Origin of the sequence: Xanthomonas prunicola, from assembly GCF_025266575.1 — a bacterium.
Taxonomy (GTDB): domain Bacteria; phylum Pseudomonadota; class Gammaproteobacteria; order Xanthomonadales; family Xanthomonadaceae; genus Xanthomonas; species Xanthomonas prunicola.
In genome coordinates this window covers 2,028,705-2,054,353 of record NZ_CP096142.1, presented here as the reverse complement: position 1 = coordinate 2,054,353, position 25,649 = coordinate 2,028,705, and the positions used below count along the sequence as shown (strand labels likewise).

The window sequence follows — 25,649 nt, the reverse complement described above, 5'->3', positions numbered from 1 at the left end:
AACGCGCGCAGCCTAGCAGGCTTCCACCGCCTGCTGGTGGATGGCCACTGCGTTCAGCGGGTGATACGTGCCGGCCGCTTGGGTTGCGCGAGCTGGGCACGCAGCAAGGCCACAAAGGCGCGCGCGGCCGGGCTGGGATCGGGCCGCCACACCGCGTAGGTCAGAAAGCGGTAGTGCTCCTTCAAGGCGACCGTGACCACCCCGCGCATGGCCCCGGCCATGGTCTGCGGAACGATGCCCACGCCCAGATCGGCGGCGACCAGTTCGCGCACCAGATCCGCATGGGTCACTTCGTACTGCTGGCGCTGCCGCAGGCCGGCCTGCGCAAAGGCAGCATCGGTGATGCCGCGGACGCCGGCACCGGGAATCAGCCCGGCCATTGGTTCGTCGTCCAGCTCGGCCAGTGCGACCCGCTTGCGTGCGGCAAAGCGGTGGCCGGGGGCGACGATCAAGGCCAGCGCCTCTTCATGCAGCAGCAGGCGCTGCGCCGGCACCGCGACCTGCGGGCCGACGCCGACCAGGGCGACATCCAGGCGGCCTTCGCCCAGATCGTGCAGCAGCGCCTCGCTCATGGCAGTGCGCAGGTGCACGTCCACCCGCGCATGTGCGCTGCGGAACGCATGCAGTAACGCCGGCAGCTGCACGGTGGTGAGCGAGGAGATCTGCCCCAATGCGAGCCGCCCGCGCACGGTGCCCAGGGCCTGGGCCATTTCCTCGTGCAGGCGCTCGGCCGCGCGCAGGGTCTGGCGGGCGTTGTGCAGGAACACCTCGCCGGCTGCAGTGGGCCGCACCCGGCGGGTGCCACGTTCGAACAGGCGCGCGCCGAAGGTCTCTTCGATCTTGGCAACCTGGTGGCTGAGTGCCGATTGCACGGTGTTGCAGCGACGTGCGGCCGCGGTGAAACCCCCTTCTTCGGCCACGGCCACGGCAAATTCCAGTTGGCGCAAGGTCAGCATGCAATCTCGCAATACGATGGCTGTGGTGAAAACAATACATTGGAAAGATGCCAGCCGGCTGGCCACACTGCGCACATCCCTTGACCAGGCGGTTGCCATGCGTACCGAGCCCACCTCCCCCCCGCCTTTGCCACGCCGCCTGGTGCTGCTGATGGCTGCCGCCACCGGGCTGGCGGTGGCGAGCAACTATTACGCCCAGCCGCTGCTGGAAACACTCGCGCAGGCATTCGGTATCCAGGTGCGCAGCGCCGGTGCGGTGGTCACGGCGGCACAACTGGCTTACGCGGCGGGATTGCTATTGCTGGTGCCACTGTGCGACCGGCTGGAGCGGCGCGGACTGATCGTGGGCCTGTTCGTGCTCAGCGCGCTTGGCCTGCTGGTCAGCGCCAGTTCGCACAGTTTTACGCTATTGCTGGTCGGCACGATTGTGACCGGCGCCAGTTCGGTGGCGGCGCAGATCCTGGTGCCGTTCGCCGCCACGCTGGCCGCCCCGCACGAACGCGGTCGGGTGATCGGCACGGTGATGAGCGGATTGCTGCTGGGCATCCTGCTGGCGCGCACTGCGGCCGGCGTGCTGGCCGGTGTGGGCGGCTGGCATACGGTGTACTGGATTGCCTCGGTCGCGCTATTGCTCACCGCCGGGTTGTTGTGGCGCGGGCTGCCGCGCCATCCGGGCAATGCGCAACTGTCGTACCTGCAGTTGGTGGGTTCGGTGCTGACGCTGCTGCGCGACGACGCGGTGCTGCGTTCGCGCTCGGTACTGGGTGGGCTGATCTTTGCCGGCTTCAGCATGTTCTGGACCACACTGGCGTTTCTGTTGTCCGGGCCGAACTATGGCTATAGCACTGCGGTGATCGGCTTGTTCGGCCTGATCGGTGCGGCCGGTGCACTGGCCGCCAATCGCTCCGGGCATTGGTCCGATCACGGCCATGGCGACCGCGTGAGCTGGGGCGGGCTGGTGATGTTGCTGCTGTCGTGGGGCTTACTGGCGTTTGCGCCGCACTCGATCGTGCTGCTGATCGTCGGTGTGCTGCTGCTGGATATCGCGGTGCAGGGTGTGCATATCGCCAACCAGAGCGTGATCTATCAGCGCAACCCGCATGCGCGAAATCGCATCACCTCCGCTTACATCACTTGCTACTTTATCGGTGGTGCGGTGGGATCGACGCTGGGCACAGCGGCGTATGCGCAGGCCGGCTGGATGGGCGTGGTGATCGGTGGCGCGGTGCTTGCGGCGGCGGCGCTGGGTTGGGTGGGGCTGAGCGTGGCGCGCAAGCAGTGGAAGTGAGCGTGGCCGGTGGAAGCGGCGATGCGATTTAGCCGATGTGGCGCTTGCCCGGCATTGCAGTGTTCGGCGCCGCGTTGTCCACGGATGCTGCGTCGGTGGCGCGGCGTCCACGCCTGGCGATCAACGCTGCGCTAGGCCTTGTTGATCGCCAGACGCGGCGGATTCTCTGCCGGTGCCGTCGTCACCGCCAACGCTGCAGCACGCAGCTTGGGAAGCAGGCGCAGCGTCAATGCCAGCTGGTCGCGTACCAGGCGTTGTTTGGGTGGCAACTGCACGGCGTGGTGTTCCAGCGCTTCGGCGGTGGCGAACTCTTCGCTTTCGTCGTGCGCCGGCAGCGGTTGGCGTTGGCCGAGTGCGCTGGCGATTTCGCTCAGCGCGCGCTGCAAGTACTCGCCGGCCTTGGCGATGGTGGCGTCGTGTTCGCCCTCGAGCGCGGCGCGATGCGCGCCCAGTGCAGACAGATAGCCGAGCAAGGTGTTGGACAACGCCAGAAAGCGAAAGCCCGCATCCAGATTGCGCCGGTAGCGGCCGGGTTCGCGCAGCATGTTGGATAACGCCACGGACAACGCGGCATCGGCGTTATGCATGTCGCGGCGTGCGATGCGGTAGGGCAGGTCGTCGCGCATGCCGCTGGCGTATTGCTCCAGTACCTGGGTGAGATAACGCGCGTAGCTGGCCAGCACCGTGGCCATCACCTGGTTGAGGCGGCGGCCCTGCCAGTCCGGCAGGATCAGGAACGACGCGGCGGCGGCAATGGCGCAGCCGATCAGCGTGTCGATCAGGCGCGGCCAGATCAGCACGAAGCCATTGCCGAGCAGGTTGAAGCAGAACAGCGCCATCACCGTGATGCCGGCGGTGGCCAGCATGTAGCGATCGGTGCGGGTGATGAAGAATACCAGCGCCGCAACCAGCGCCAGCAGCAACTGCACTTCGGTCCCGGGGAACAGCTGCATCAGTGCCCAGGTGGCGACCAGGCCGATCAAGGTGCCGGCGATGCGTTGCACCAGCCGCAAGCGCGTGGCGCCGTAATTGGGCCGGCACACGAACGCAGTGGTAAGCAGGATCCAGTACCCGTTGTCGGCATGGATGGATTGCATGATGGCGTAGCCGACCAGCAGCGCGATGGCCATGCGCAGGCCGTGGCGGAACAGCACCGAGCCGGGAGTGAGTTGCTGCACCAGCCGTGCGCCCATTTCGCGCAAGGTATGTGGCGAGGAATCACGCAGCCGGGTATCGAGCTTGTCGCTGGTGGAATCGGATTGCGCGGCTTCCGACAACCTGCGTTCGATGCTCTGCAGATTGGTCACCAGCAGTTCCAGTGCGCCAAGCAGGCGTGCCAGTGCGGGGTCGGCGCGCGCGTGCAGGTAATCCAGCGATTGGCGCAGGTCTTCGGTGGCCAGGCGGCTGTTGTCGCCATAATCGAAGGGATGCCGTAGGCGGATCGCCTCGCCCAACGCCGCGCACGCCTTGCCTTGCAAGGCGAGCAGGCGCTGGCAGCGATACAGTACGTCGCTATGGAAGAATGCGTCGGTCAGCGCTTCGTACGGGTAATGCGACGAGCTGGCCCGCTCATGAAATTCCTGCGCCATGTAATACAGCCGGAAATACAGGCCAGATTGCACGCCCGGTCGCCCCGAGCGACCGAAGCGGCTCATGATCGCGGTCTTGGCCGCGTTGAGCGCGCCGACCACCTTGGCGTTCTGCTCGGCCAGCGCGAGCCGGCGTGCGTGCAGGTCGCTCTGGCGCACCGGTTCGAACAGATCGGCCTTGAGCTTGAGATAGCGGCCCAACTCGAAAAACAACCGCGACAGCCGCTCGCGCACCGGGCGGTTGGCGAACAGGATGGTCCACAGGATCGACAGCACGCCGTACCAGGTCGCCCCGATCAGCAGCAGCGCCGCGCCGTGCCAGGCGATCGACGGATGGTGGCTGCCATGTTGGTCCATGCCGATCATGGCGTAGATCGACAAGGCGACCGTCGCCTGCGCGATCGAGGCATAGCGCTCGCCCAGCGCACCGAGCAGCGTCAACGTGAACGTGGCCAGCGCCATGCCGATCACGAACGGCAGCGGATACGGAAACAGCAGTACCACCGACGCGGCAGCGGCGGCGAAACACAGCAGCGATAGCAGCACCGACTTGATGCGGCCCAGCCAGTTGTCGTCGGTCTCGGCGATGGCGCTGGCGATCGCGCCGAGGAACAGCGCCGGCACCGCGGTGAGCTGCTGCCAGTGCCAGCACACGCCCATTGCCACCGCCAGCGCGATGAACACACGCAGGCCATAGCTGGCCTTTTCATGGGCCCACAGGCGGCTCAGGCGGGTTTCGAAGGAAGAAGTGGCCACAGTCTCTGCAAGGCAAGGTGCCCGGGCATTATTGCCGCAGGCACGCGCCATCGGGGTGGAGGGCGGCTAGTTCTTTGTCAGTAGCCGCGTTGTCGCAAGTGCCTTAGGCAGGCCGCTCAGGCCTGTGCGCCCTGCTCGCGGGCGATCGCACGCCAGCCGATGTCGCTGCGCTGGAAGGCGCTGGCCCAGTGGATCGGCTGCAGACCGGCATAGGCATTGCGCTGCGCTTCCAGCACGCTGTCGCCCAGCGCGGCAACGCACAGCACGCGGCCACCGGCACTGACCACCTCGCCATTTGCATTCAATGCGGTGCCGGCATGGAAAACCTTGGCGCTGGCCGGCACCGCGTCCAGCCCGCTGATGACCTCGCCGGTGATCGGGGCTTCGGGATACGGCTTGGCGGCGATGACCACGCCCAGCGATGGGCGCGGGTCCCACTGCGCTTGCGTCTTGTCGAGCTTGCCGTCGATGGCGGCGTCCAGCAGATCCACCAGGTCCGACTGCAGGCGCAGCATCACCGGCTGGGTCTCCGGGTCGCCGAAGCGCACGTTGAACTCGATCACCTTGGGCGCGCCGTGCGCATCGATCATCAGCCCGGCGTACAGGAAACCGGTGAACGGCACGCCGTCGGCGATCATGCCTTGCACGGTCGGCTCGACCACCTCGCGCATCACCCGCGCGTGCACCTCGGGTGTGACCACCGGAGCCGGCGAGTACGCGCCCATGCCGCCGGTATTGGGGCCGGTGTCGCCATCGCCGACACGCTTGTGGTCCTGGCTGGTGGCCATCGGCAAGGCGTGAGTGCCGTCGACCATCGAGATGAAGCTGGCTTCCTCGCCATCGAGGAATTCCTCGATCACCACGCGCGCGCCGGCATCGCCGAAGGCGTTGCCCGAGAGCATGTCGCGCACCGCGTCTTCGGCCTCGCTCAGCGTCATCGCCACGATCACGCCCTTGCCGGCGGCCAGGCCGTCGGCCTTGACCACGATCGGTGCGCCTTTCTCACGCACGTAGGCCAGCGCGGCGTCCACCTCGGTGTGCACCGCGTAATACGCGGTGGGGATGCCATGGCGCGCCAGAAAATCTTTCGCGAAGGCCTTGCTGCCCTCCAGCTGCGCGGCCTTGGCGGTGGGCCCGAAGATACGTAGGCCGGCGGCGTGGAAACGGTCGACCACGCCCAGCACCAGCGGCACTTCCGGGCCGACCACCGTGAGCGCCACGGCTTCGCGCTGCGCCAGCGCCAGCAGGCCATCCAGGTCGTCGACCTTGATCGCGACATTGCGGCACTTGGCTTCGGTCGCGGTGCCGGCATTGCCGGGTGCCACCAGCACCTCGCTCACCTGCGCAGACTGCGCGATCTTCCAGGCCAGGGCATGTTCACGGCCGCCGGAGCCGATGACGAGGATTTTCATGTAAGTGCCGAGATTGGGGAGTCGTGATTGGGGATTGGTTGAAGCAAGGCAGAGACCGGAAACAGGAGAGACCAGGGCGACGTTGCCGCTCCCGAATCCCCACTCCCGAATCCCGGCACGTCAGTGCCTGAAATGCCGCACGCCGGTGAACACCATCGCGATGCCGTGTTCGTCGGCGGCGGCGATCACTTCGCCATCGCGCATCGAGCCGCCGGGCTGGATCACCGCCTTGATGCCGGCCGCCGCGGCGGCATCGATGCCGTCGCGGAACGGGAAGAACGCATCCGACGCCATCACCGAGCCGGCCACCGTGAGCTTGGCTTCTTCGGCCTTGAGCGCGGCGATCTTGGCGCTGACCACGCGGCTCATCTGCCCGGCGCCCACGCCAATGGTGCGGCTGTCCTTGGCATAGACAATGGCGTTGGATTTGACGTACTTGGCCACGCGCCAGGCGAACAACAGATCGCCCAGTTCCGCCTCATTGGGTGCGCGCTGGGTGACCACGCTCAGTTCGCCCAGCGACATGCCGCGGTTGTCGGCCGATTGCATCAACAGGCCCGAGCCGATCCGCTTGGTGTCGTAGTTGTTGAGGCCATTGCCGTGCGGAATCTTGAGCACGCGCACGTTGGCCTTCTTGGTGGCGTATTCCAGCGCGCCGGCCTCGTAATCCGGCGCGATCAGCACTTCGACGAACTGGCGATCGAGGATGGCTTTGGCCGTTGCTGCATCGAGCGTCTTGTTGAAGGCCAGGATGCCGCCGAATGCGCTGGTCGGGTCGGTCGCGTAGGCCAGTTCATAGGCATCGCCGCAGGCTGCGCCCACTGCCACACCGCAGGGGTTGGCGTGCTTGACGATCACGCAGGCCGGCGCATCGAACTGGCGCACGCATTCCCACGCTGCATCGGCATCGGCCAGGTTGTTGTAGCTGAGCTCCTTGCCCTGCAGTTGCTGGAAGGTGGCCAGCGTGCCCGGCACCGGATACAGGTCGCGGTAGAACGCACCGGCCTGGTGCGGGTTCTCGCCGTAGCGCAGGTCCATCACCTTGACGAAGTTGGAATTGATCTGCGCCGGGAACGGGCTGCGCGTGGGCACGTTTTCAGTGCTGTCGGCCACCGCCGAGAGATAGTTGCTGATCGCCGCGTCGTACTGCGCCACGCGGTTGAATGCGGCCACGGAGAGCGCAAAGCGCTTGGCCGCCGACAGCTGGCCGTCGTTTGCTTCCAGTTCGGCCAGCAGGTCGGCGTACTGGGCCGGGTCGGTGGCCACTGCCACGCGGGCGAAGTTCTTGGCCGCGCTGCGCAGCATCGCCGGGCCGCCGATGTCGATGTTTTCCACCGCGTCGGCCAGTGTGCAATCGGCTTGGACCGTCACCGATTCGAACGGATACAGGTTCAGCACCAGCAGGTCGATCGGCACGATGCCGTGTTCGGCCATCACCGCTTCGTCGATGCCGGCGCGGCCGAGCAGGCCGCCGTGCACCAGCGGGTGCAGGGTCTTGACGCGACCGTCCATCATTTCCGGGAAGCCAGTGAGGTCGGCGACGTCTTTCACCGGCAGGCCAGCCTCGCGGATCGCCTTGGCGGTGCCGCCGGTGGACAGCAGCTCGACGTTGCGCGCGACCAGCGCGCGGGCCAGGTCGATCAGGCCGGTCTTGTCGGAAACGGAGAGCAGGGCCCGGCGCACGGGCAGGAAATCAGAGGCCATCGGTGGGGGGATGTCGTTGCGGAGCAGCCGATATTGTAGGCTGCGCCAGCGCTCGAATGGACTCAACACCCCGTATGGCCTCGATCTACGCATTGAAGGGACGCTTCCAGGCGCTGCTGCGGCCATGGTGGGCGCGCTGTATCGCGGCGGCATCACCGCCAACCAGGTAACGCTTATCGCAGCGGCGGTGTCGCTGATGGTGGCGGCGGTCGTGTTGCGCGGCGGCCCCAGCTGGCCGCTGCTGTATCTGTTGCTGCCGGTGTGGATGCTGCTGCGCATGGCGCTCAATGCGGTGGACGGCATGCTGGCGCGCGAGTTCGGCCAGCAATCGCGGCTGGGCGCCTACCTCAACGAACTATGCGATGTGGTGGCCGACGCCGCGCTGTCTCTGATGCTCGCAGCATGCCGTCCGTCCGCTGCGCTGCTTGCAGCGTGCTACACGTGTTGCCGAACGTCGGTCTTCGCGCCGCGTCATCCTCGGCACGATGAGAAGTGCGAACGGTGCACTGTCTGAAGACGTCGATGGATCACAGGCCGTCACTAACGCGCTTCTCATTCAATGGTTCACACGTTGCAACGGCGCGTTGTCATGGCGTTGCATTTTCAGTGTGCGGCGATGTCGCTGCCAGATATGATCTGCGCGCGAAACGGTTCGACCCTCGGAAGCTGCGTTGACGAAAATAATCCGGAGCCGATCGCAGATTGATTAAAAAAGCCGATATTGGCAGGTATAGCCCGTCCCGGATCTTCGGGAATGCGCACCTGTCTTCTGCTGTGGCGACGGTTGCCGAGCACGGCTGATCAACGATCTGGACTCGCCGATCCGTTTACTCAACCTGATTCAACGGTAACGACGCTTTCGGCGAGGCGTCCATTCGCTGTTTGTTGCAACGGCTGTCGCGCAGGAGCCAGCCTTGCCATCACCCCAGCTGCGTCTTGCAGTCACGGCCGTCCATGACCCTGCGATTCAAGCAAGACACCGCAGCGCACGTGCGCCTCCGGGCGTTCGTCGATGACCAACCATCGCATTGCCGGTACTGTCCTTGCCGACGGTAGGACCCGTCTCGCCATGTCGGCGGGATGATCCATGCCGCTTCATCGGCCAGGGCACGCATGCCGGTTTGCGCGGCTGCTCGGAACATCCAGATGAGATCAACCTTATGAATCGCGAAAAAGTCTTGGCATTGCGCACCTGCACGAACAACATGTCCGATCATTGCGGACTGATCTGGCCACAATCAGGCATCGTCGAATGTCGGCATTGGCAACCCAGCATCAAACAGGAAAACGGTTTGACCGGCCTGTTGTGGGGTCAGGGCACCAATGCGCATCTAAACATGCATGCCGACGCGCATTGGGTCGTCTGCATGGTGGACACCGCCGACATCATCTGGCTGGGCGAAGAGGGAATGATCAAGTTTCCCAGGGCCGAGGTGGTCTATGCAGGTACCCGTGCCGGCGCCTTGCAGTGCATCGCTGCCGGCATCGCGCAGCATGCGCCGTCCCAACCGGAGTTGCCGGCAACTCCGGTCATCGCTGCGGATTTCATTCCCAAGGCAGCGCAGGCGCAATTCACTGCACCGGTGGTTGATAGCGGCGCGCATTCCACCGCGCCAACACCGGCAGCGACCAACAGCACCGACCCACAGGCCGCACAAGCTTCAACTGCGATCTTGCGCACACGCGAAATCGCCACCTATGGCAGCACGCTCACTGGTGCCGATCAGAGCCAGCTGATCGCAGGCTATGGAAGCACTGAAACCGCAGGGAACGGCAGCGAGTTGATCGCCGGCTATGGCAGCACCGGCGTGGCCGGATCCGACAGCACCATCGTGGCCGGTTATGGCAGTTCCCAGACCGCAGGAGGGGGCAGCACACTGACTGCCGGCTATGGCAGCACCCAGACCGCGCGCCATGGCAGCGATCTGACCGCAGGTTACGGCAGCACGGAAACTGCGGGTGCAGACAGCTCGCTGATCGCCGGCTATGGCAGCACGCAAACCTCCGGCGGCGACAGCTCGTTGACTGCCGGTTACGGCAGCACCCAGACCGCGCAGAACGGCAGCGACCTCACCGCAGGCTACGGCAGCACCAGCACGGCGGGCACCGATAGCTCGCTGATCGCCGGCTACGGCAGCACCCAGACTTCGGGTGGAGAAAGCTCGCTGACAGCCGGCTATGGCAGTACACAGACCGCGCAGGACGGCAGTGACCTTACCGCCGGCTACGGCAGCACCGGCACCGCAGGTGCCGACAGCTCCCTAATTGCCGGTTATGGCAGTACGCAGACCTCGGGCAACGACAGCTCGCTCACGGCAGGCTACGGCAGCACGCAAACAGCCCGCACCGGCAGCGACCTCACGGCCGGCTACGGCAGTACCTCCACCGCCGGCGCGGACAGCACGCTGATCGCCGGCTATGGCAGCACCCAGACCTCCGGCGGCGACAGTTCGCTCACCGCCGGCTACGGAAGTACCCAGACCGCCCGCAAAGGCAGCGACCTGACCGCCGGCTATGGCAGTACCGCAACCGCCGGTGCAGACAGCACGTTGATCGCCGGTTATGGCAGCACCCAGACCTCCGGAGGCGACAGCTCGCTCACGGCAGGCTACGGCAGCACGCAGACCGCGCGCAAAGGCAGCGATCTGACCGCCGGCTATGGCAGTACTTCGACGGCGGGTGGCGACAGCACCTTGATCGCTGGCTACGGCAGCACCCAGACTTCCGGTGGTGCAAGTTCGCTCACTGCTGGCTATGGCAGCACGCAAACGGCGCGCAGCGGCAGCGACCTGACCACCGGGTATGGCAGCACCTCCACTGCCGGTGCCGACAGCACGCTGATCGCCGGTTACGGCAGTACGCAGACATCGGGCAACGCCAGTTCGCTCACGGCCGGCTACGGCAGCACGCAGACCGCACGCAGCGGCAGCGACCTCACCACCGGCTACGGCAGCACCTCGACCGCTGGTGGCGAGAGCACGCTGATCGCCGGTTACGGCAGCACGCAGACATCGGGCAACGCCAGTTCGCTCACGGCCGGCTATGGCAGCACGCAGACCGCACGCAGCGGCAGCGACCTCACCACCGGCTACGGCAGCACCTCGACCGCCGGTGGCGAGAGCACGCTGATCGCCGGTTACGGCAGTACGCAGACATCGGGCAACGCCAGTTCGCTCACGGCCGGCTATGGCAGCACGCAGACCGCACGCAGCGGCAGCGACCTCACCACCGGCTACGGCAGCACCTCGACCGCCGGTGGCGAGAGCACGCTGATCGCCGGTTACGGCAGTACGCAGACATCGGGCAACGCCAGTTCGCTCACGGCCGGCTACGGCAGCACGCAGACCGCACGCAGCGGCAGCGACCTGACTACCGGCTATGGCAGCACCTCCACTGCCGGTGCCGACAGCACGCTGATTGCCGGCTACGGCAGTACGCAGACTTCAGGTGGCGACAGCTCACTCACCGCCGGTTATGGGAGTACGCAAACCGCGCGCAAGGGCAGCGACCTCACCACCGGGTATGGCAGTACCTCGACGGCGGGTGCCGACAGCACGTTGATTGCCGGTTATGGGAGTACGCAGACCTCCGGGGGCGACAGTTCCCTGACCGCCGGCTATGGCAGCACCCAGACTGCGCGCAAGGGTAGCGACCTCACTGCGGGTTACGGCAGCACCTCGACCGCCGGTTCGGACAGTTCCCTGATCGCCGGCTATGGCAGTACGCAGACGGCTGGCTTCAAAAGCATCCTGACCACCGGCTACGGCAGCACCCAGACCGCGCAGGAGGGCAGCCTGCTCACCGCCGGCTATGGCAGTTCGTCCACCGCCGGTTCCGACAGCTCGCTGATTGCCGGCTATGGCAGCACCCAGACGGCCGGCTTCAAAAGCATCCTCACGGCCGGCTACGGCAGCACACAAACAGCGCAGGAGCGCAGCACGCTCACCACCGGTTACGGCAGTACATCGACCGCCGGCCATGACAGTTCGCTGATTGCCGGCTACGGAAGTACGCAGACCGCTGGTTACAAGAGCATTCTCACCACCGGCTATGGCAGTACCCAGACCGCGCAGGAAGGCAGTTCGCTGATCGCCGGCTACGGCAGCTCCTCCATGGCTGGCCCGGACAGCTCGCTGATCGCAGGCTATGGCAGTACCCAGACCGCCGGCTACGACAGCTCGTTGACCGCCGGTTATGGGAGTACGCAGACCGCGCAGAGCAGCAGCTGGTTGATCACCGGTTACGGCAGTACCTCCACCGCCAGCTTCCAGAGCTCGTTGATTGCCGGCTATGGCAGCACGCAGACGGCCGGCTACGAAAGTACGTTGACTGCCGGTTATGGCAGCACCCAGACGGCGCAGGAAATCAGTTGGCTCACTACCGGCTACGGCAGTACGCAAACCGCGGGCCATGGCAGCATCCTGACTGCCGGTTACGGCAGCAATTCCACCGCCGGTTACGAAAGCACCCTGATCGCCGGCTATGGCAGCACCCAGACCGCCGGTTACGAAAGTACCTTGACTGCCGGCTACGGCAGTACGTTGACCGCGCTGGAAAACAGCTCGCTCACCGCCGGCTATGGCAGTACCGAAATTGCCGGATTCTCCAGCACGCTGATTGCCGGCTACGGCAGCAGCCAGACCGCCGGTGGCGACAGCACGCTGACGGCGGGCTATGGCAGCACCCTGACCGCGCAGGACAACAGCTCGCTGACCGCCGGTTACGGCAGCACCGAGACCGCCGGGCAGGACAGCTCGTTGATTGCCGGCTATGGCAGCAGCTTGACCAGTGGCGTGCGCAGCTATCTGACGGCCGGCTATGGCAGCAACCAGATCGCCAGCTATGGCAGCTCGTTGATCGCAGGACACGAAAGTACCCAGATTGCGGGGCATCGCAGCATGCTGATTGCCGGCAAGCTGAGTTCGCAGACGGCCGGCTCGCGCAGCACGCTGATCGCCGGCATGGGCAGCGTCCAGACCGCAGGCGACCGCAGCAAGCTGATCGCTGGCGCCGACAGTACCCAGATCGCTGGCGATCGCAGTAAGTTGCTGGCTGGCAGCAACAGCTTCCTCACCGCCGGGGACCGTAGCAGACTCACCGCAGGCGACGACTGCACGCTGATGGCAGGCGACCGCAGCAAGTTGACCGCCGGAAAGAACAGCATCCTGACTGCGGGCGCCAACAGCCGGTTGATCGGTAGTCTGGGGTCAACCCTGACCGGTGGCGAAGACTCGGTGCTGATCTTCCGATGCTGGGACGGCAAGCGCTATACCAACATCATTGCCAAGACCGGAGAGGAGGGCGTCGAGGCCGACACCGCGTATCAGGTCGACGAGGACAAGAACCTGGTCGAAAAATTCGACGATCCGTTCGACACGATCGCCACCATCGTGCTGGAGCCTGGCAGCGCGCCGGCTTCCGTTGCCGATCACGCAGCGGTCACACAATTACCAAACTGAACAATGCAGTCGCGCAGGCGATCGGCGTTGCCGTTCCAGAGTTGCGGCCAACCGCCAGACATACGGTGGTTGGCCCAGATCAGATGAGGTGGGGCACCCGATTCGGCACGAAGGATGCTACACAGATCCTGCCGACAGGCGCGGCATCAAGCGGGAGCGCCTCGTGCAGCGCTACCGGGCATCAGCACGCAGAACATTCCACAGGACGCTACGAGGATCGGCGATCGGCCGCTTCGCCTGGCTAAGCCTGCCAGCCCAGCGCATTGCCAGCCTGCAGCGCAATAACACGCAAACCAATCCCCGATCCCGATTCCCGGGCTTAGGTCAGCCCGTACTCTTTGAGCTTCTTGCGCAAGGTCGCCCGGTGGATGCCCAGCATCGCCGCGGCGCGGCTCTGGTTACCTTCGCAGTGGTTGAGCACTTCGACGAACAACGGGATCTCCATCTCGCGCAGCACAATTTCGTAAACGTCGTCCGCGTCGCTGCCGTCCAGGTCGCGCAGATAACGGCGAACGGACTGGGCCACGTGCTCGCGCAGAGGCGACTTCGGGGCGCCACGACTGGAGTCAGGACGAGAGGGGGCTGCGTTCAAAGGAGGTTCCCAGTGTCTCGAAGCCGGGACGCGTGGCCGGCGAGGGGGAGTGAGTCTAGCGCGTGACCTCATTGCTCGCCACGCCCATGTGGCGGTTGCGTCTGCTCAGCGGAAATCGAAACTGAAGGCAGCCGTGCTCGCGGCAGGCTCGCGTACGCGAAATGCCACCTGCACCGCCTGGCCCGGCGCCAGCGTGTCCTGCGCAGCCGGCGACTGGCCCAGATAGTCCTGTGGCGACAAGATGCGGGTGCCGATCACCCGGCCGTCGGCATCGGACAGCGACAGCTGCAGCCACGGCCAGGCCTGCGCCCAACGTGCGTCGTTGCGGAAGCTGGCCTGGATCTGCAACACCCCGGCCACGCCCGGCATCGGGCGCACGTCGCGGTTGAGCAGGGTCAGCGCTTCCGGCTCGCGCCAGTCCGGCAATGTGCAGCGCGCCAGCGTGCAGGCCGCGCTGACCAGCGGCCGCCAGCGCGGGTTGGCGGCCAAGTGCGCACGGTCGGCGATGACGATCTGCAACCCGAGCAGAGCCACCAGCCCGGCCAACAGCGCCCACTGGCGACCACTGGCACGCAGCCGCGGCCTGGCGACGCCGCGCCGCGCAAAGGTTGGTGCGGCCAAGGAAGGAACGGGCAGAGGCTGGAAGTAGGGAGTGGAGACGTCGTCGGCAGCGGTGCGGGCATCGGCCTGCGCATCGTCGTCTGCCGCTGTGCTGCTTGCGGCGCGCTCGGCGGCTGCCGGCTCGGGATGGCTGGATGGACGATCTGCGTGCGACGGGGTGTCGGTCGTGCCGGCCGTGGCTGGCGCACGTAGCGCACGTTGCTGCGCTGCGTCCCCGATGTCGCGCGCCGGCGGCGGATGTCGGTCCGAGGATTCCGCAGCCGATGCCTCGGTGGCGGCATCGGCTGGGGCCGCGCCGCGATCTACGGGCATCGCGTCCGCGGCCGCTGGCGCTGAGCGCTGCGTTTCGACCATCGGCACGGCTGCTGGTGCGATCCCCGCAGTGGCTGCGACCGCGGTGTCGGCCGCGGGCAATCGCGTCTTGCCCGATCCTGCCGTCTGCACGCCCTGGTGACCGGGCGTGCCCGCTGCGCTCTGCGGCGACGCCGCCACAGCTGCAGGAGGCGATGGCACGCGCGGCGCTGGCGACGCGTCCATCTCTGACGCTGGTGCTGACGGCAACGCCGAGCCCGGGGCCGGTGGCACCTGCTCCGACGACTCCGCAGGCGGAACCGCGGGCGTCGGAATCAGCGGCGGAGCGGCCGACGTCGCACGCAAGAACGTGGCCAGGGGGCGGCGCGGGGGCGGAGTCTCGGACATCGGCAGGCGTGCAGCGGGAAGACCCCTATTCAACCACGCGCACGTCGAAGGGCGAACCCATGCCAACGGCGATGTGGTCGACCCGCAGGGCGCACGCAATCAGGTGTTCGCACCCGATCCCAGCGGTAATGGCCTCATCTGCGTCAGCGCTGACGCCGAGCGCATCGCAGCGTGCATGTCATCGCCAAGACAGCGCATAACCCGTCCCAGGCAAGCGAATACGCCCGGCTCGGCCAAAGAGCAGCGAGCCGCAACGGGTGCAACCCCGCCTTGGAAAATCAGCGCCAGTCGCGTCAGCGCGTCGAATCTCGAATCCCGACTCACCGCCTGCGCCGTGTCTTTCCCTCGGCCAGCAACAGATCCAGCAGGCCGCTGCGCTGGCGCGGTGCCAGGGTGTCGAAGCGCATCAGCAGCACGCGTTGCTGGTCATCCAGGCGGCGGTATTGCGCTGGTTCTTCGGCAATGGCCGAGACCGGCGGGCCGAACACGCGCTCGCCGCGGCCGGTGGCCAGGTATTCGAACGCCATGCCGCTGCGCTTGGCCAAGCCGATCAGGTTCTCCACCGATGGGGCGGTGCCTTCGGCCATCTCCCACTGCGCCACGGCACTCCGGGTGACCCCCAGCTCGCCGGCGAGGGCTTCCTGGGTCAGCTTGGTGAGGCTGCGGGCTTCGCGTACTCGTTCGTACAGCTTGCTCACACGGCACCGTTGGAAAGCAGGCAGGGCCGGGAGATATAGCCCTAGCAGTGCTTTGAGATAGTTCGTATGTCTTTCATATCGCAATATGTTTGCGATACTGTCGTCTAGCCAATGATGACCAGATCACAGCGAACTCAAGGAGGATGTTCATGATCGAACCAGCCGGTCCGCAATCTGACCCACGCGCGCGCAGCGCGCCCCCACCTACCGCGCCCGCCCATGCGCCGTGGCCTGCGCATTCGCCAGTGGACCCTGCGGCGAATCGCTTTCGGGGGGCGGTCAGGTATCAGATCTGGCGGCGCGGCGCCGAGTGGACCGCCGTTGCCGATGGTCCGCAGTGGTCAGCCGCACTGGCGCCACGCATCTGGGCGTTGCGAGAGCGGTACTGGTGGCTGCTGGCGGTGAGTGCGCCGATGGTTGTCGTCGCCGGCGCAGTGGCGCTTGCCGGTGCACGGGCGTGGTCGCCGGTGGCCTGGGCGGCGCTGCTGGTGGCCGAGGTGGTGCTGCGGGTTTGCGTGGCCTGGCGGGCCGGGCAGTGGCGCACGGCAGCGCTGCAGCGCACCGGCTGGCAGCCGGTGACCCGGCTGCGGGCGATCAGTCGTGCCGATGCGGTGACCACTGCGCAGATCCGCGCCGGCCAGCCACCGCGTTAGCCTGTGCGGCTAACGCAACGCCTGCGCAGCCACCAAGCGGGCGCGGCCGCTGCTCGGAATCGGCATGCACCACTCGTAGCAGTGCGGGCCTGAGCGCACCGTCCGCGCCCACCTAACGACTGCTCGCTCTGTGTTATTAGCCCGCTACACGCCGGATGCCGCGCGGCGCACGCCTTCGATGCGCATCCATTCGTCGTCGCGTTCGCAGCGCAGTTGCTCGAACCAGGGGGCGTAACGTTCCAGCAATTCGTCTTCCTGGCCATGCAAGATGCCCGACAGCGCAATCCGTCCGCCAGGGGCCACGCGCGCGGCCAGGGTATCGGCCAGGGTGTCCAGTGCCGATGCCAGGATGTTGGCCACCACCACCTGGTAGGTCTGCACCGGCTCGTCCTGCGGCATGTATACCGCCAACTGCGCTTCCAGATTGTTGCGTTGCGCGTTGTCGGCGGTGGCCAACAGCGCCTGCGGGTCGTAGTCCACGCCGACCGCGCGGATGGCGCCCAGCTTCAGCGCGGCGATCGCAAGAATGCCCGAACCACAGCCGAAATCGAGCACGCTGCGGCCTTGCAGCTCACCGCTGACGGCCAGGCTGTCCAGCCAGCGCAGGCACAGCGCCGTGGTCTGATGCGTGCCCGACCCATAGGCCAGACCCGGATCCAGCCGCACCACGGCGGCGTCCGCGGCGTTGGCAGCCTCAGGCAGATCTTGATTCCACGGCACGATAAAGGTGCGCGCGCCGAACTGCATCGGCTTGAACAGGTCTATCCAGGCGCGGATCCAGTCGCTGTCTTCGACCATGCGAAATCCCACCTGATTCCAGTCCAGGCCCGGATCGAAGGCTTCCAGAGCCGCCAGCACCACCAGCGCATCGCTGGCGCCATCGAACAGCGCGGTCATGGTCAGCCGGTCCCACAGCGGCATTTCGCCCACGCCGGGTTCGAGCAGCGCGCGCTCGTTGCTGGTATCGGCATCGGCATCGAGCATGGTCACCGCCAGTGCGCCGACGTCGTCCAGTGCATTCTGGAAACGGGGCAGGGTGACCTCGGAGCAGGAAAGGGTCAGTTCAAGAAACGGCATCGTGTCGGTTGGGCAATTCGAAAGCACGCATCGTAGACCATTCGTGCCGGCATGCCTGCCGCTGTGCGGGTCACTGCGGTCGCAGGCGCCATCGGCTCCGGCGGGTTCGTCGCCCATGCGTGCGGCGGACGGCACGACTTTTCTTGATGAAGAGCAGTTCGCTGCTCGGCAGGTTGCGCGTTGCTGGCCATTGGATGATTGCCCGTTGTGACGCTCTGCCTACGACGCACAATGCCGTTGAAGTGCGTGCCCATGGCTGTGGGTGGAATGCTGCCGCGCCTGATATTGAAGCCGGTGAGCTGCTGCGCAATCGAACGAGGGCTTGCTTGCCTTTGGTGTTGAAGCAGGGCAGTTGCACCTTTTGCGAATGCGCGCAAACGCCTGGATAGACAGCTGTATCGCAGACTGCTGTGCTGGCTCGATGCATGCGGTCCGATGCTCTCGCCCACACCGCGACTGCGCTGCAATCCCGCAACGCAACGTCGGGTATGTGATGTCGCCAAACGGCGGACGCGGCCCACCAGACATCGCTTCGGAATGTGCTGCCGCCGGATGCCGAACCCGCGAAGGTCAACCCGATAACGCGCAACCGATCCAGCAGCGCATCCAACCACAAGAGCGGCTGCCAAAATGTAGCGAGCACTCGTCAGGTGGGCGTGGACGGCACGCTCAGAACCGCAATGTACGCGTGGTACACGCCGATTCCGAGCACCGGACGCGCCCGCCTGACGGTGAGCGCAGCCGTTTTGTCCGCTGCTCTACGCCATCGAGCAACCGACCGACCAATCAAGACCAGCGTCACCAACGGCGCAGTCCACAGCGCAACCAAATCGTTGCAGCGCGCCACTCACCTGCATTCTGTGCGGCTCATTTACATGTCTGGCCCTTCCTTCCATAACCTGCGCTGGCAGCGTCCGCTTGGTGGCGGCTGTGGGTGTGGCCGGGTGCTAGACTCCGCGCCATCGCTGCGGGTGTTTCCGCAGCAGGGGCGTCGCTCTTCATGCCGCTTGCTCGTGCCCGCCATCTCTGGCTGCTGCTCGCTCCCGCTGCGCTTGCGGCGGCCGCGTGGTGGCATGTGCGCGCACAGTCGGCCGAGCGTGCTGCTGGCCGGGCGGTGCCGGTTGCCGCGCACGTGACGCAGGTCGGCGCCACCACACCGCAGCCGCGCGCGGTGAAAGAGCACGGTACGGCGCTACGGCTGTCGCACCGCGATGCGGTGGAAGCGCAACCGGATTTGTATCGCTATGCGCAGCAATTGCAGCAGCAGGTGCGCGCCGGCGATGCACAGGCCGGATGGCGGTTGAGCCGTGTCTACGACTACTGCGCGCCCTATGCGGCCAGTCCGTCCGGCTATGCCGCCGATAGTGCATGGATCGCCGCGCAACACACCCCTGGTGTCGTGGCAATGCATGCTGCGCGCGAGCGCGTGGCGCAGCGCTGCGCCGGCTTTGCTCCCACCGACGGGCTGAGCCCGCGCGTGGTCGCGCAGCAACGCCAGGCCGCAGCGCGCGCCGGCAGCCTGGCCGCCGAGGCCGCCATGCTGGCGCTAGGCGAACCGTTGCACGCATCGCCCGGCTACAAGCGCACGCTGGTGCAACGCGTGCTGGCCTCACGCGATCCCGAGGCCTATCTGGCCCTGGCCCCGGCGATGGGCGCGCGCGCCAGCGGCGACGATAGCCTGCAAGGCTACGTGGCCGGCGATCAATTCGCCGAGCTGGCTTGGCAAGTGGCCGCATGCCGGTTGGGGCTGGATTGCAGCGCCGACAGCACCTTGGTCACCAGTTATTGCGCCAACGCGGGCATTTGCTCGCGCGATAGCGCACAGGATTTTGTGTCGTTCGTATTCGATGCCGCAGTGCCGCGGCAAGGAGCAGACAGGGTGGATGAGATGGTCGATACATTGGTCTCCGATCCGGGAGCGCAGTCATGAATTACCGTCGATTGGCGCATGGCGCCAAGTTCTGGTTGTGGGTTGCGCTGTTCGTGGCGTATTCGGCGGCGGCAGTGAGCATCGTCATGATCGATACTGCCGATCACCGCTACCAGCCGCTGTCGGTGAAGTCCACCAGCGTCACTGCCGACGAGCAGCAGCGACGACATGGCGCAAGCCAGGTCGCTGCGGTGTACCGCGCCAGCAGCGCCATCCCGTTTTCCACCTTGCCTGCCGGCTCGACCTTCCAGGTGGTGTGGCCGGATGGCTCCACCGAAACCATGACGGTGGTCGACCCGTCGTCGGCCAGCGGCATCGTGCCGGTGCCGGGCAGCCAGCAGGCGCCTGCGCCGCGGCGGTGAGTGGTGCAGTTTTTTCCGCGCCGACACGACTGTCGGCGCTGTATCTGCTGTTGCTCGCCACCCGAGCCGAGCACCGCAACATGACGAAAAAGCCCGGTTTCCCGGGCTTTTCTTTGTTGGTGCAATGGCAAGCTGCGATCAGGTCAACGCAATCGACTTGTTCTTGCGCTCGGCCAGGCGCTTTTCCAGATAGTGGATGTTTTGCCCACCGGCCTGGAAGCCCTTGTCGCGCATGATGCGCTGCTGCAGCGGGATATTGGTCTTGATGCCGTCCACCACCATCTCGCTCAGCGCCACGCGCATGCGTGCGATCGCGGTCTCGCGGTCGGGGCCGTGCACGATCAGCTTGCCGATCATCGAGTCGTAGTTCGGCGGCACCTTGTAGCCGGCATAGATGTGCGTATCCACACGCACACCCGGGCCGCCCGGCGGATGGAAGGCGGTGATCAAGCCGGGATTGGGCATGAAGGTTTCCGGATCCTCAGCATTGATGCGGCATTCGATCGCATGCCCGCGCAGCACGATGTCGCTTTGCTTGATGCTGAGCTTGTGGCCGGCCGCGATGCGCAGCTGTTCGCACACCAGGTCGATACCGGTGATGCGCTCGGTCACCGGGTGCTCCACCTGGATGCGCGTGTTCATTTCGATGAAGTAGAAACTCCCGTTCTCGAACAGGAATTCGAAGGTGCCGGCACCGCGGTAGCCGATGCGGATGCAGGCATCCACGCAGACCTTGCCGATCTGGTTGCGCAGCTCTTCGGTAATGCCCGGTGCCGGCGCTTCTTCCACCACTTTCTGATGGCGACGCTGCATCGAACAATCGCGTTCGCCCAGATGGATCGCACTGCCCTGGCCGTCGGCAAGGACCTGGATTTCCACGTGGCGCGGATTTTCCAGGAACTTCTCCATGTAGACCTGATCGTTGCTGAAAGCGGCCTTGGCTTCGGACTTGGTGGTTTCGATCGCAGCCTTCAATGCCGCTTCCGAATGCACCACGCGCATGCCGCGTCCGCCGCCGCCGCCGGCGGCCTTGATGATCACCGGGTAGCCGATCTCGCGGGCGATCTTGGTGTTGGCGACGATGTCATCGCCCAGCGGGCCGCCCGAGCCGGGCACGCACGGCACGCCGGCGGCCTTCATCGCGCGAATCGCTTCGACCTTGTCGCCCATCAGGCGGATGGTGTCGGCCTTGGGGCCGATGAAGATGAAGCCGGATTGCTCCACGCGCTCGGCAAAATCGGCGTTTTCCGACAGGAAGCCGTAGCCGGGGTGGATGGCCTGCGCATCGGTGACCTCGGCCGCGGCGATCAACGCCGGGATGTTGAGGTAACTATCGCTGGAGGCCGCTGGGCCGATACAGACCGACTCATCGGCCATGGCCACGTGCTTGAGGTTACGGTCGACCGTGGAATGCACCGCGACCGTGCGGATGCCGAGCGTGTGGCACGCGCGCAGGATGCGCAGCGCGATTTCACCTCGGTTGGCGATGACGACTTTATCGAGCATGGGAATAGGGAGTCGAGAATGGGGAATGGGGAGAAGCGGGAGTCATGGTGCGGCTCCACGTCTGCGTAAGGCATTCATCAATGCGGTGAGCTTGGCGAAGACCTGGTCGACCTGCTGGCTGACGATGTCTTCGTCTTCGGTGTTGCTATAGCCAAGTCGTACGGCGATCTGGACCTGCGTATCCAGTTCGGAGAGCGAGCCGCGCGCAATCGAAAGAAACCGCGCGTCATCGGGAGTTGAGCGTCGCGCCGCGCTTCGGCGATATTCGACGGGACGCTGACGGCCGCACGGCGCAGTTGCGCTGTCAGGCCGTAGCGTTCCTGCTCGGAAAAAACCTCGGTGAACCGGTAGATCATTTCCACAAGCTCCATGGAATCGCGCCAGGCTCCAGGCGTTCATGAGGCCGCCTTGCCGATTCCCGATTCTCCACTCCCGATTCCCGGCGCTCAGCCAATCACAAACAGCGGTTGATCGAATTCCACCGGCTGGCCGGTTTCGCCGAGGATGGCGACAATGGTGCCGGCAGCGTCGGCTTCGATGGGGTTGAACATCTTCATCGCTTCGATGATCGCCAGGGTGTCGCCGACCTTGACCTGCTGGCCCACCGTGACGAAGGCCGGTTTGTCGGGCGAGGGCGAGGTGTAGAACGTGCCGACCATCGGCGCGCGCAGCACGTGGCCTTCCGGCAATGCGGCGGTCTGCTTGGCGCCGCCAGTGGACGCTTCGGTCGGCGACTGCATCGGCATGGTGGCCGCAGCCGGCGCCTGCGCGGCGGGGGCCGGCGCGTACTGCTGCACCGGAGCGCTCATCATCGCCGTGCCCTTGGGCACGCGCGCCAGGCGCACGCTTTCTTCGCCTTCCTTGATCTCGATTTCGGCGAGATTGGATTCTTCAAGCAGGTCGATCAGTTTCTTGATTTTGCGGAGATCCATAAGGGCCTCTGGAAGTGAAACGGTGGGGAGTGCCGGCGGATGCCGGCGGGAATGGGGTCAGGACGCCGGCGCGCTGGCCGAGGTCGGTGCTGCAGGTGTCATGCGTCGCGCTCCAGGCGCGCGATTACCGCTTCCAACGCCAGCCGGTAGCTGTCTGCGCCGAAGCCGCAGATCACCCCGTCGGCCTTGTCGCTGAGATAGCTGTGGTGCCGGAACGGCTCGCGGGCATGCGGATTGGACAGATGGATCTCCACGAACGGCAGGCCCACGCCCAGCAGTGCGTCGCGCAGCGCCACCGAGGTATGGGTGAAGGCGGCCGGGTTGATCAGGATGTAGGCGGTGCCGTCCTCGCGGGCGGTGTGGATGCGCTCCACCAGCACGTGCTCGGCATTGGACTGCAGGCAGTCCAGTACATGCCCGGCGGCTTGCGCGCGGTCCACCAGGGCTGCATCGATCTGCGCCAGCGTGGTACGCCCATAGACCTCCGGCTCGCGGGTGCCGAGCAGGTTGAGGTTGGGGCCGTGCAACAGCAGCAGATGGGCCATGGGATCCAGCGAAGTGGAAAGGCCGGAAGTCTGCGCGATGTGGGCGATGCTGTCCAGATAGCAGAAGTTATAGCTGTTTTAAACAACTGTTTGAATTCCTGCAGCGACTGTCGGCGCGGTCGGCGTCGGGGCATCGGATCGGGTTGCCATGCTGCGACAGACAGCCGCCATTCCGGGCCGCAGCGTCCCGGCCGCTGCTCGGCCGCGCCCCGCCAATGCGCACCGGGGCGCCGGCATCGGCGGTGGTGCGGTGCGGGTCCAGGGGACAGTCTGCGCATCTTCCACTGCCGCGCGTCGTGGTTCTGTGCCCGCGGCAGCAAGTTCGGCCGTTCCCTCCAACGCGTGCGAGGCGCCATCCGGTCAATGGCGCGCCGCCTGAGCGGCACCCACGCTGACCGCGCGCACCCACCGTGCACGATGGATGCCGTTGACGGCCGGATGCCCACGCAGACGACCGTCGGCGCAGCGATGTGCCCCGCCGACGATGGCCCCTATCTGCCTTCGGTTGTCGCGGTGTCGCGTCCGAGGTGCCGCCACAGGAAGGTGTACATCAGCGCAGCATGATGCGCGGCCTGGGCATTGTCGCCAGGGTTGGCGTGGCCGCCCTCCATGCTTTCGTAGAACACCGCGTCCTTGCCCGCATCCAGCATCTTGGCGGCCATCTTGCGTGCGTGCCCCGGGTGGACGCGATCGTCGCGGGTGGAGGTCAGAAAGATCGTGGGCGGATAGGTCTTGTTCGGATCGAACAGGTGATATGGGGAAAAGGTCTGGATGAACGACCAGTCCGCCGTGTCCGGGTTGCCGTACTCGTCCATCCATGACGCGCCGGCCAGCAGGTGGTTATAGCGGCGCATGTCCAGCAGCGGCGCTTCGATCACGACCGCCCCGAACAGCTGTGGATACTGGGTCAGCATGTTGCCGGCCATCAATCCGCCGTTGCTGCCGCCGCGCACGGCCAGATGCTTGGCCGAGGTGACCTTGCGTGCGATCAGGTCCTGTGCGATGGCGGCCATGTCCTCATAGGCCTTGTGCCGGTTCTGCTTGAGTGCGGCCTGGTGCCAGCGCGGGCCGTACTCGCCGCCGCCACGCATGTTGGACAGTGCGAAGACACCGCCCTTCTCCAGCCACGCTCGTCCCATGACGCCCGAGTAGTACGGCAGCATCGGGATCTCGAAACCGCCATAGCCATAGAGTTGGGTCGGTGCGCTGCCATCGAATGCCAGCGCCTTCGGGCGGACCAGGAAATACGGGATGCGGGTGCCGTCCTTGCTGGTGACGAAGTGTTGCTCGATGAGGAACCGGCTGGCATCGAAGAACGCCGGCAGCGCTTTCAGGCGCTGCGGTTGCTTGCCGATCTGCGCCAGCGACAGCGTGGGCGGAGTGAGGTCGTCGGCGACGGTGAGCCACACCGCATCGCTGTCGAGGTTGTCCACCGCCTTGATCTCTGCAGCGCCGAAGCTGGGTGCACCGACGAACGCGCTGCGCTTCCAACCCTGCGCGCCGGGCGTCAGCACGCTCAGCCGCGTTCTGACGTCATCCAGGATGCTGAGCACCAGGTGCGAGCGCGTCCAGACGGCACTGCTGAGCGAGGCGGTGTCGGTGGGCTGGAAGACCACCTCGAAGGCGCGCTTGCCCGCCATGAAATCGTCGAACCGGGTGGCCAGCAGCGTGCCGGCTGCATAGGTCTTGCCGCCGACGCTCCACGGCTCGCGCAACTCCAGCGTGAGCCATTGGCGATGCAACTGCTTGATCGCCGAGTCCGGCACCTCGATCTGGACCAGGTGTCCGCTGCGATCGCGCAGATACCAGCGCTTGTTGCGGATGCCCAACTCGCGAATCACGATGTCCCGCTCGAATCCCGGGGTGTCGTCATGGAAGGCCCTCACGCCCATATCCTGAGGGCTGCCCTCGTAGACGGTCGTGGCGGTGTCCAGGGCGGTGCCGCGTTTCCATTGTTTGACCACGCGCGCGTAGCCCGAATCGGTCGTGGTGCCAGCACCGAAATCGGTACTGACATAGACGGTGTCCTGGTCGATCCAGGAGAGCTCGCCCTTGGCTTCGGGCCGGACGAAGCCGTCCTGCACCCACTGCTTGTCGACCAGGTCGAACTCGCGGGTGACGTCGGCATCGGCACCGCCGCGCGACAGGGTGATCAGGCAGCGGCGATAGGCCGGACGCAGACAGTCAATGTCCTCGTACTGCCATGCCCAATCCGTGCCCTCGCTCTGGTTGAGGGCGTCCAGATCCAGCACGGTTTCCCACTTAGGCGCAGGCTTGCGGTATTCGGCCGGTGTGGTCCGTCGCCATATGCCGCGTTTGTGTTGTCTGTCCTGCCAGAAGTTGTAATAGCTGTCACCGATCTTCTGCACGTCGGGAATCTTCGCATCCGAATCCATGACTTCACGGATCCGTGTTTCCAACTGCTTGAATTCGGCGGTGCCGGCCAGTTGTTTCTCGGTGCGTGCATCTTGTTGCTTTACCCAGTCGAGCGCTTTTGTGCCGGTGACATCTTCCAGCCACAGATACGGGTCTGCGGTGGCCGCCGTGGGTGTAGTAGCCGCAATGCCGGGTGTCGCAGGTGCTGCATTTGCCCCTGCAATGACGGCAAGAAACAACGTTGCGCCGAAAAGGGCGGACGTGGGGACCATTATGTTGCCATCGCCGAGAGGGGGGTGACAGCATAAAGTCGAATGTTGCGTTGGAACCGTGCAGTGAGTAATTTTGAGAAATGCGCGTCGAGAAAAATCCGTTCGCGCTGCGACTTTATGAAAAAAAATAAAAACAACCGATGCGGCCGAGTTAATCGCTTCCGGGATCGATCGCGATAGATGATGGTCGTCGGCATCTTGCGGTATCAGGCGGTGCGCCGG

At 65.6% G+C, this 25,649-nt stretch carries 18 protein-coding genes, 2 other RNA genes and 1 pseudogene; 7 read left to right on the top strand and 14 right to left on the bottom strand.

Translation table 11 applies throughout. The features are described 5' to 3' along the window. Nucleotides 1-53: 53 nt before the first annotated feature. On the bottom strand, nucleotides 54-956 hold the full coding sequence (locus tag M0D43_RS08755; RefSeq protein WP_252164322.1) for a LysR family transcriptional regulator: 903 nt from the start codon (nucleotides 954-956) through the stop codon (nucleotides 54-56). Nucleotides 957-1,053: 97 nt separating this feature from the next. Between M0D43_RS08755 and M0D43_RS08750 the strand changes: the two genes are divergently transcribed. Further along, on the top strand, nucleotides 1,054-2,244 hold the full coding sequence (locus M0D43_RS08750; protein ID WP_260808138.1) for an MFS transporter: 1,191 nt from the start codon (nucleotides 1,054-1,056) through the stop codon (nucleotides 2,242-2,244). 131 nt (nucleotides 2,245-2,375) lie between these two features. Here M0D43_RS08750 and yccS read toward each other — a convergent pair whose 3' ends face one another. The 3 genes from yccS to purH form a co-directional block, all read right to left on the bottom strand. Further along, nucleotides 2,376-4,589 (bottom strand): YccS family putative transporter, encoded by a 2,214-nt coding sequence (yccS, locus tag M0D43_RS08745; RefSeq protein ID WP_252164321.1) that lies wholly within the window; start codon nucleotides 4,587-4,589, stop codon nucleotides 2,376-2,378. A gap of 116 nt (nucleotides 4,590-4,705) precedes the next feature. Then, entirely contained in the window at nucleotides 4,706-6,001 is a 1,296-nt protein-coding gene (gene purD, locus M0D43_RS08740; RefSeq protein WP_252164320.1) for a phosphoribosylamine--glycine ligase, read from the bottom strand. Nucleotides 6,002-6,121: 120 nt separating this feature from the next. Beyond that, complete coding sequence (gene purH / locus M0D43_RS08735) at nucleotides 6,122-7,705, bottom strand: bifunctional phosphoribosylaminoimidazolecarboxamide formyltransferase/IMP cyclohydrolase (protein WP_252164319.1); 1,584 nt, start codon at nucleotides 7,703-7,705, stop codon at nucleotides 6,122-6,124. Between the two features lie 74 nt (nucleotides 7,706-7,779). Between purH and M0D43_RS08730 the strand changes: the two are divergent. Then, nucleotides 7,780-8,102, top strand: a pseudogene (locus tag M0D43_RS08730) (CDP-alcohol phosphatidyltransferase family protein); the annotation flags it as partial. Between the two features lie 763 nt (nucleotides 8,103-8,865). After that, entirely contained in the window at nucleotides 8,866-13,164 is a 4,299-nt protein-coding gene (locus M0D43_RS08725; protein ID WP_252164318.1) for a beta strand repeat-containing protein, read from the top strand. Between the two features lie 319 nt (nucleotides 13,165-13,483). Here M0D43_RS08725 and fis read toward each other — a convergent pair whose 3' ends face one another. The 3 genes from fis to M0D43_RS08710 all read right to left on the bottom strand — a co-directional run bounded on the left by fis (nucleotide 13,484) and on the right by M0D43_RS08710 (nucleotide 15,774). Continuing rightward, nucleotides 13,484-13,756 (bottom strand): DNA-binding transcriptional regulator Fis, encoded by a 273-nt coding sequence (gene fis / locus M0D43_RS08720; protein WP_011035757.1) that lies wholly within the window; start codon nucleotides 13,754-13,756, stop codon nucleotides 13,484-13,486. Between the two features lie 105 nt (nucleotides 13,757-13,861). After that, nucleotides 13,862-15,076, bottom strand: coding sequence for a DUF3426 domain-containing protein (locus M0D43_RS08715; RefSeq protein WP_252164317.1), 1,215 nt, complete (start codon nucleotides 15,074-15,076; stop codon nucleotides 13,862-13,864). Between the two features lie 320 nt (nucleotides 15,077-15,396). Further along, the gene (locus M0D43_RS08710) at nucleotides 15,397-15,774 is read right to left on the bottom strand and encodes a helix-turn-helix domain-containing protein (protein WP_252164316.1); all 378 of its coding nucleotides are present in this window, start codon (nucleotides 15,772-15,774) and stop codon (nucleotides 15,397-15,399) included. A gap of 143 nt (nucleotides 15,775-15,917) precedes the next feature. Between M0D43_RS08710 and M0D43_RS08705 the strand changes: the two genes are divergently transcribed. Both M0D43_RS08705 and M0D43_RS08700 read left to right on the top strand, forming a co-directional pair. Then, a complete protein-coding gene (locus M0D43_RS08705; protein WP_260808137.1) occupies nucleotides 15,918-16,427 on the top strand; it encodes a hypothetical protein in 510 nt (169 codons plus the stop codon). A gap of 64 nt (nucleotides 16,428-16,491) precedes the next feature. Next, a non-coding RNA gene (locus M0D43_RS08700) (sX9 sRNA) lies at nucleotides 16,492-16,569 on the top strand. Between the two features lie 2 nt (nucleotides 16,570-16,571). Here the strand turns inward: M0D43_RS08700 and prmA are convergent. Both prmA and M0D43_RS08690 read right to left on the bottom strand, forming a co-directional pair. Continuing rightward, nucleotides 16,572-17,504 (bottom strand): 50S ribosomal protein L11 methyltransferase, encoded by a 933-nt coding sequence (gene prmA / locus M0D43_RS08695; protein WP_252164315.1) that lies wholly within the window; start codon nucleotides 17,502-17,504, stop codon nucleotides 16,572-16,574. Nucleotides 17,505-18,124: 620 nt separating this feature from the next. Further along, nucleotides 18,125-18,201, bottom strand: a non-coding RNA gene (locus M0D43_RS08690) — sX9 sRNA. A 303-nt stretch (nucleotides 18,202-18,504) separates the two neighbouring features. Between M0D43_RS08690 and M0D43_RS08685 the strand changes: the two genes are divergently transcribed. Beyond that, nucleotides 18,505-19,434, top strand: coding sequence for a hypothetical protein (locus M0D43_RS08685; protein ID WP_260808136.1), 930 nt, complete (start codon nucleotides 18,505-18,507; stop codon nucleotides 19,432-19,434). Beyond that, entirely contained in the window at nucleotides 19,431-19,796 is a 366-nt protein-coding gene (locus M0D43_RS08680) for a hypothetical protein (protein WP_252164313.1), read from the top strand. The genes M0D43_RS08685 and M0D43_RS08680 overlap by 4 nt, the downstream gene beginning before the upstream one ends. A 138-nt stretch (nucleotides 19,797-19,934) precedes the next feature. On the opposite strand, the gene accC is transcribed toward M0D43_RS08680, so the two are convergent. The 5 genes from accC to M0D43_RS08655 all read right to left on the bottom strand — a co-directional run bounded on the left by accC (nucleotide 19,935) and on the right by M0D43_RS08655 (nucleotide 25,427). Next, nucleotides 19,935-21,302: an acetyl-CoA carboxylase biotin carboxylase subunit gene (gene accC / locus M0D43_RS08675; protein ID WP_101362898.1), complete on the bottom strand. Its 1,368-nt coding sequence runs from the start codon at nucleotides 21,300-21,302 to the stop codon at nucleotides 19,935-19,937. 42 nt (nucleotides 21,303-21,344) lie between these two features. Next, nucleotides 21,345-21,701 (bottom strand): four helix bundle protein, encoded by a 357-nt coding sequence (locus tag M0D43_RS08670; protein ID WP_425510660.1) that lies wholly within the window; start codon nucleotides 21,699-21,701, stop codon nucleotides 21,345-21,347. Between the two features lie 47 nt (nucleotides 21,702-21,748). Then, nucleotides 21,749-22,234: an acetyl-CoA carboxylase biotin carboxyl carrier protein gene (gene accB / locus M0D43_RS08665; RefSeq protein WP_252164312.1), complete on the bottom strand. Its 486-nt coding sequence runs from the start codon at nucleotides 22,232-22,234 to the stop codon at nucleotides 21,749-21,751. A gap of 98 nt (nucleotides 22,235-22,332) precedes the next feature. After that, nucleotides 22,333-22,779: a type II 3-dehydroquinate dehydratase gene (gene aroQ / locus M0D43_RS08660; RefSeq protein WP_252164311.1), complete on the bottom strand. Its 447-nt coding sequence runs from the start codon at nucleotides 22,777-22,779 to the stop codon at nucleotides 22,333-22,335. 491 nt (nucleotides 22,780-23,270) lie between these two features. After that, on the bottom strand, nucleotides 23,271-25,427 hold the full coding sequence (locus M0D43_RS08655) for a prolyl oligopeptidase family serine peptidase (RefSeq protein WP_260816733.1): 2,157 nt from the start codon (nucleotides 25,425-25,427) through the stop codon (nucleotides 23,271-23,273). Between the last annotated feature and the right edge of the window lie 222 nt (nucleotides 25,428-25,649).

Bases quoted from the DNA above. Each gene is read 5' to 3' on its own strand.
- aroQ (WP_252164311.1), bottom strand. From the start codon at position 22,779: ATGGCCCATCTGCTGCTGTTGCACGGCCCCAACCTCAACCTGCTCGGC.
- M0D43_RS08680 (WP_252164313.1), top strand. From the start codon at position 19,431: ATGAATTACCGTCGATTGGCGCATGGCGCCAAGTTCTGGTTGTGGGTT.
- M0D43_RS08725 (WP_252164318.1), top strand. From the start codon at position 8,866: ATGAATCGCGAAAAAGTCTTGGCATTGCGCACCTGCACGAACAACATG.
- accC (WP_101362898.1), bottom strand. From the start codon at position 21,302: ATGCTCGATAAAGTCGTCATCGCCAACCGAGGTGAAATCGCGCTGCGC.
- M0D43_RS08755 (WP_252164322.1), bottom strand. From the start codon at position 956: ATGCTGACCTTGCGCCAACTGGAATTTGCCGTGGCCGTGGCCGAAGAA.
- purD (WP_252164320.1), bottom strand. From the start codon at position 6,001: ATGAAAATCCTCGTCATCGGCTCCGGCGGCCGTGAACATGCCCTGGCC.
- purH (WP_252164319.1), bottom strand. From the start codon at position 7,705: ATGGCCTCTGATTTCCTGCCCGTGCGCCGGGCCCTGCTCTCCGTTTCC.
- M0D43_RS08705 (WP_260808137.1), top strand. From the start codon at position 15,918: ATGTTCATGATCGAACCAGCCGGTCCGCAATCTGACCCACGCGCGCGC.
- prmA (WP_252164315.1), bottom strand. From the start codon at position 17,504: ATGCCGTTTCTTGAACTGACCCTTTCCTGCTCCGAGGTCACCCTGCCC.
- accB (WP_252164312.1), bottom strand. From the start codon at position 22,234: ATGGATCTCCGCAAAATCAAGAAACTGATCGACCTGCTTGAAGAATCC.
- M0D43_RS08750 (WP_260808138.1), top strand. From the start codon at position 1,054: ATGCGTACCGAGCCCACCTCCCCCCCGCCTTTGCCACGCCGCCTGGTG.
- M0D43_RS08685 (WP_260808136.1), top strand. From the start codon at position 18,505: ATGCCGCTTGCTCGTGCCCGCCATCTCTGGCTGCTGCTCGCTCCCGCT.
- M0D43_RS08655 (WP_260816733.1), bottom strand. From the start codon at position 25,427: ATGGTCCCCACGTCCGCCCTTTTCGGCGCAACGTTGTTTCTTGCCGTC.
- M0D43_RS08715 (WP_252164317.1), bottom strand. From the start codon at position 15,076: ATGTCCGAGACTCCGCCCCCGCGCCGCCCCCTGGCCACGTTCTTGCGT.
- M0D43_RS08670 (WP_425510660.1), bottom strand. From the start codon at position 21,701: ATGAACGCCTGGAGCCTGGCGCGATTCCATGGAGCTTGTGGAAATGAT.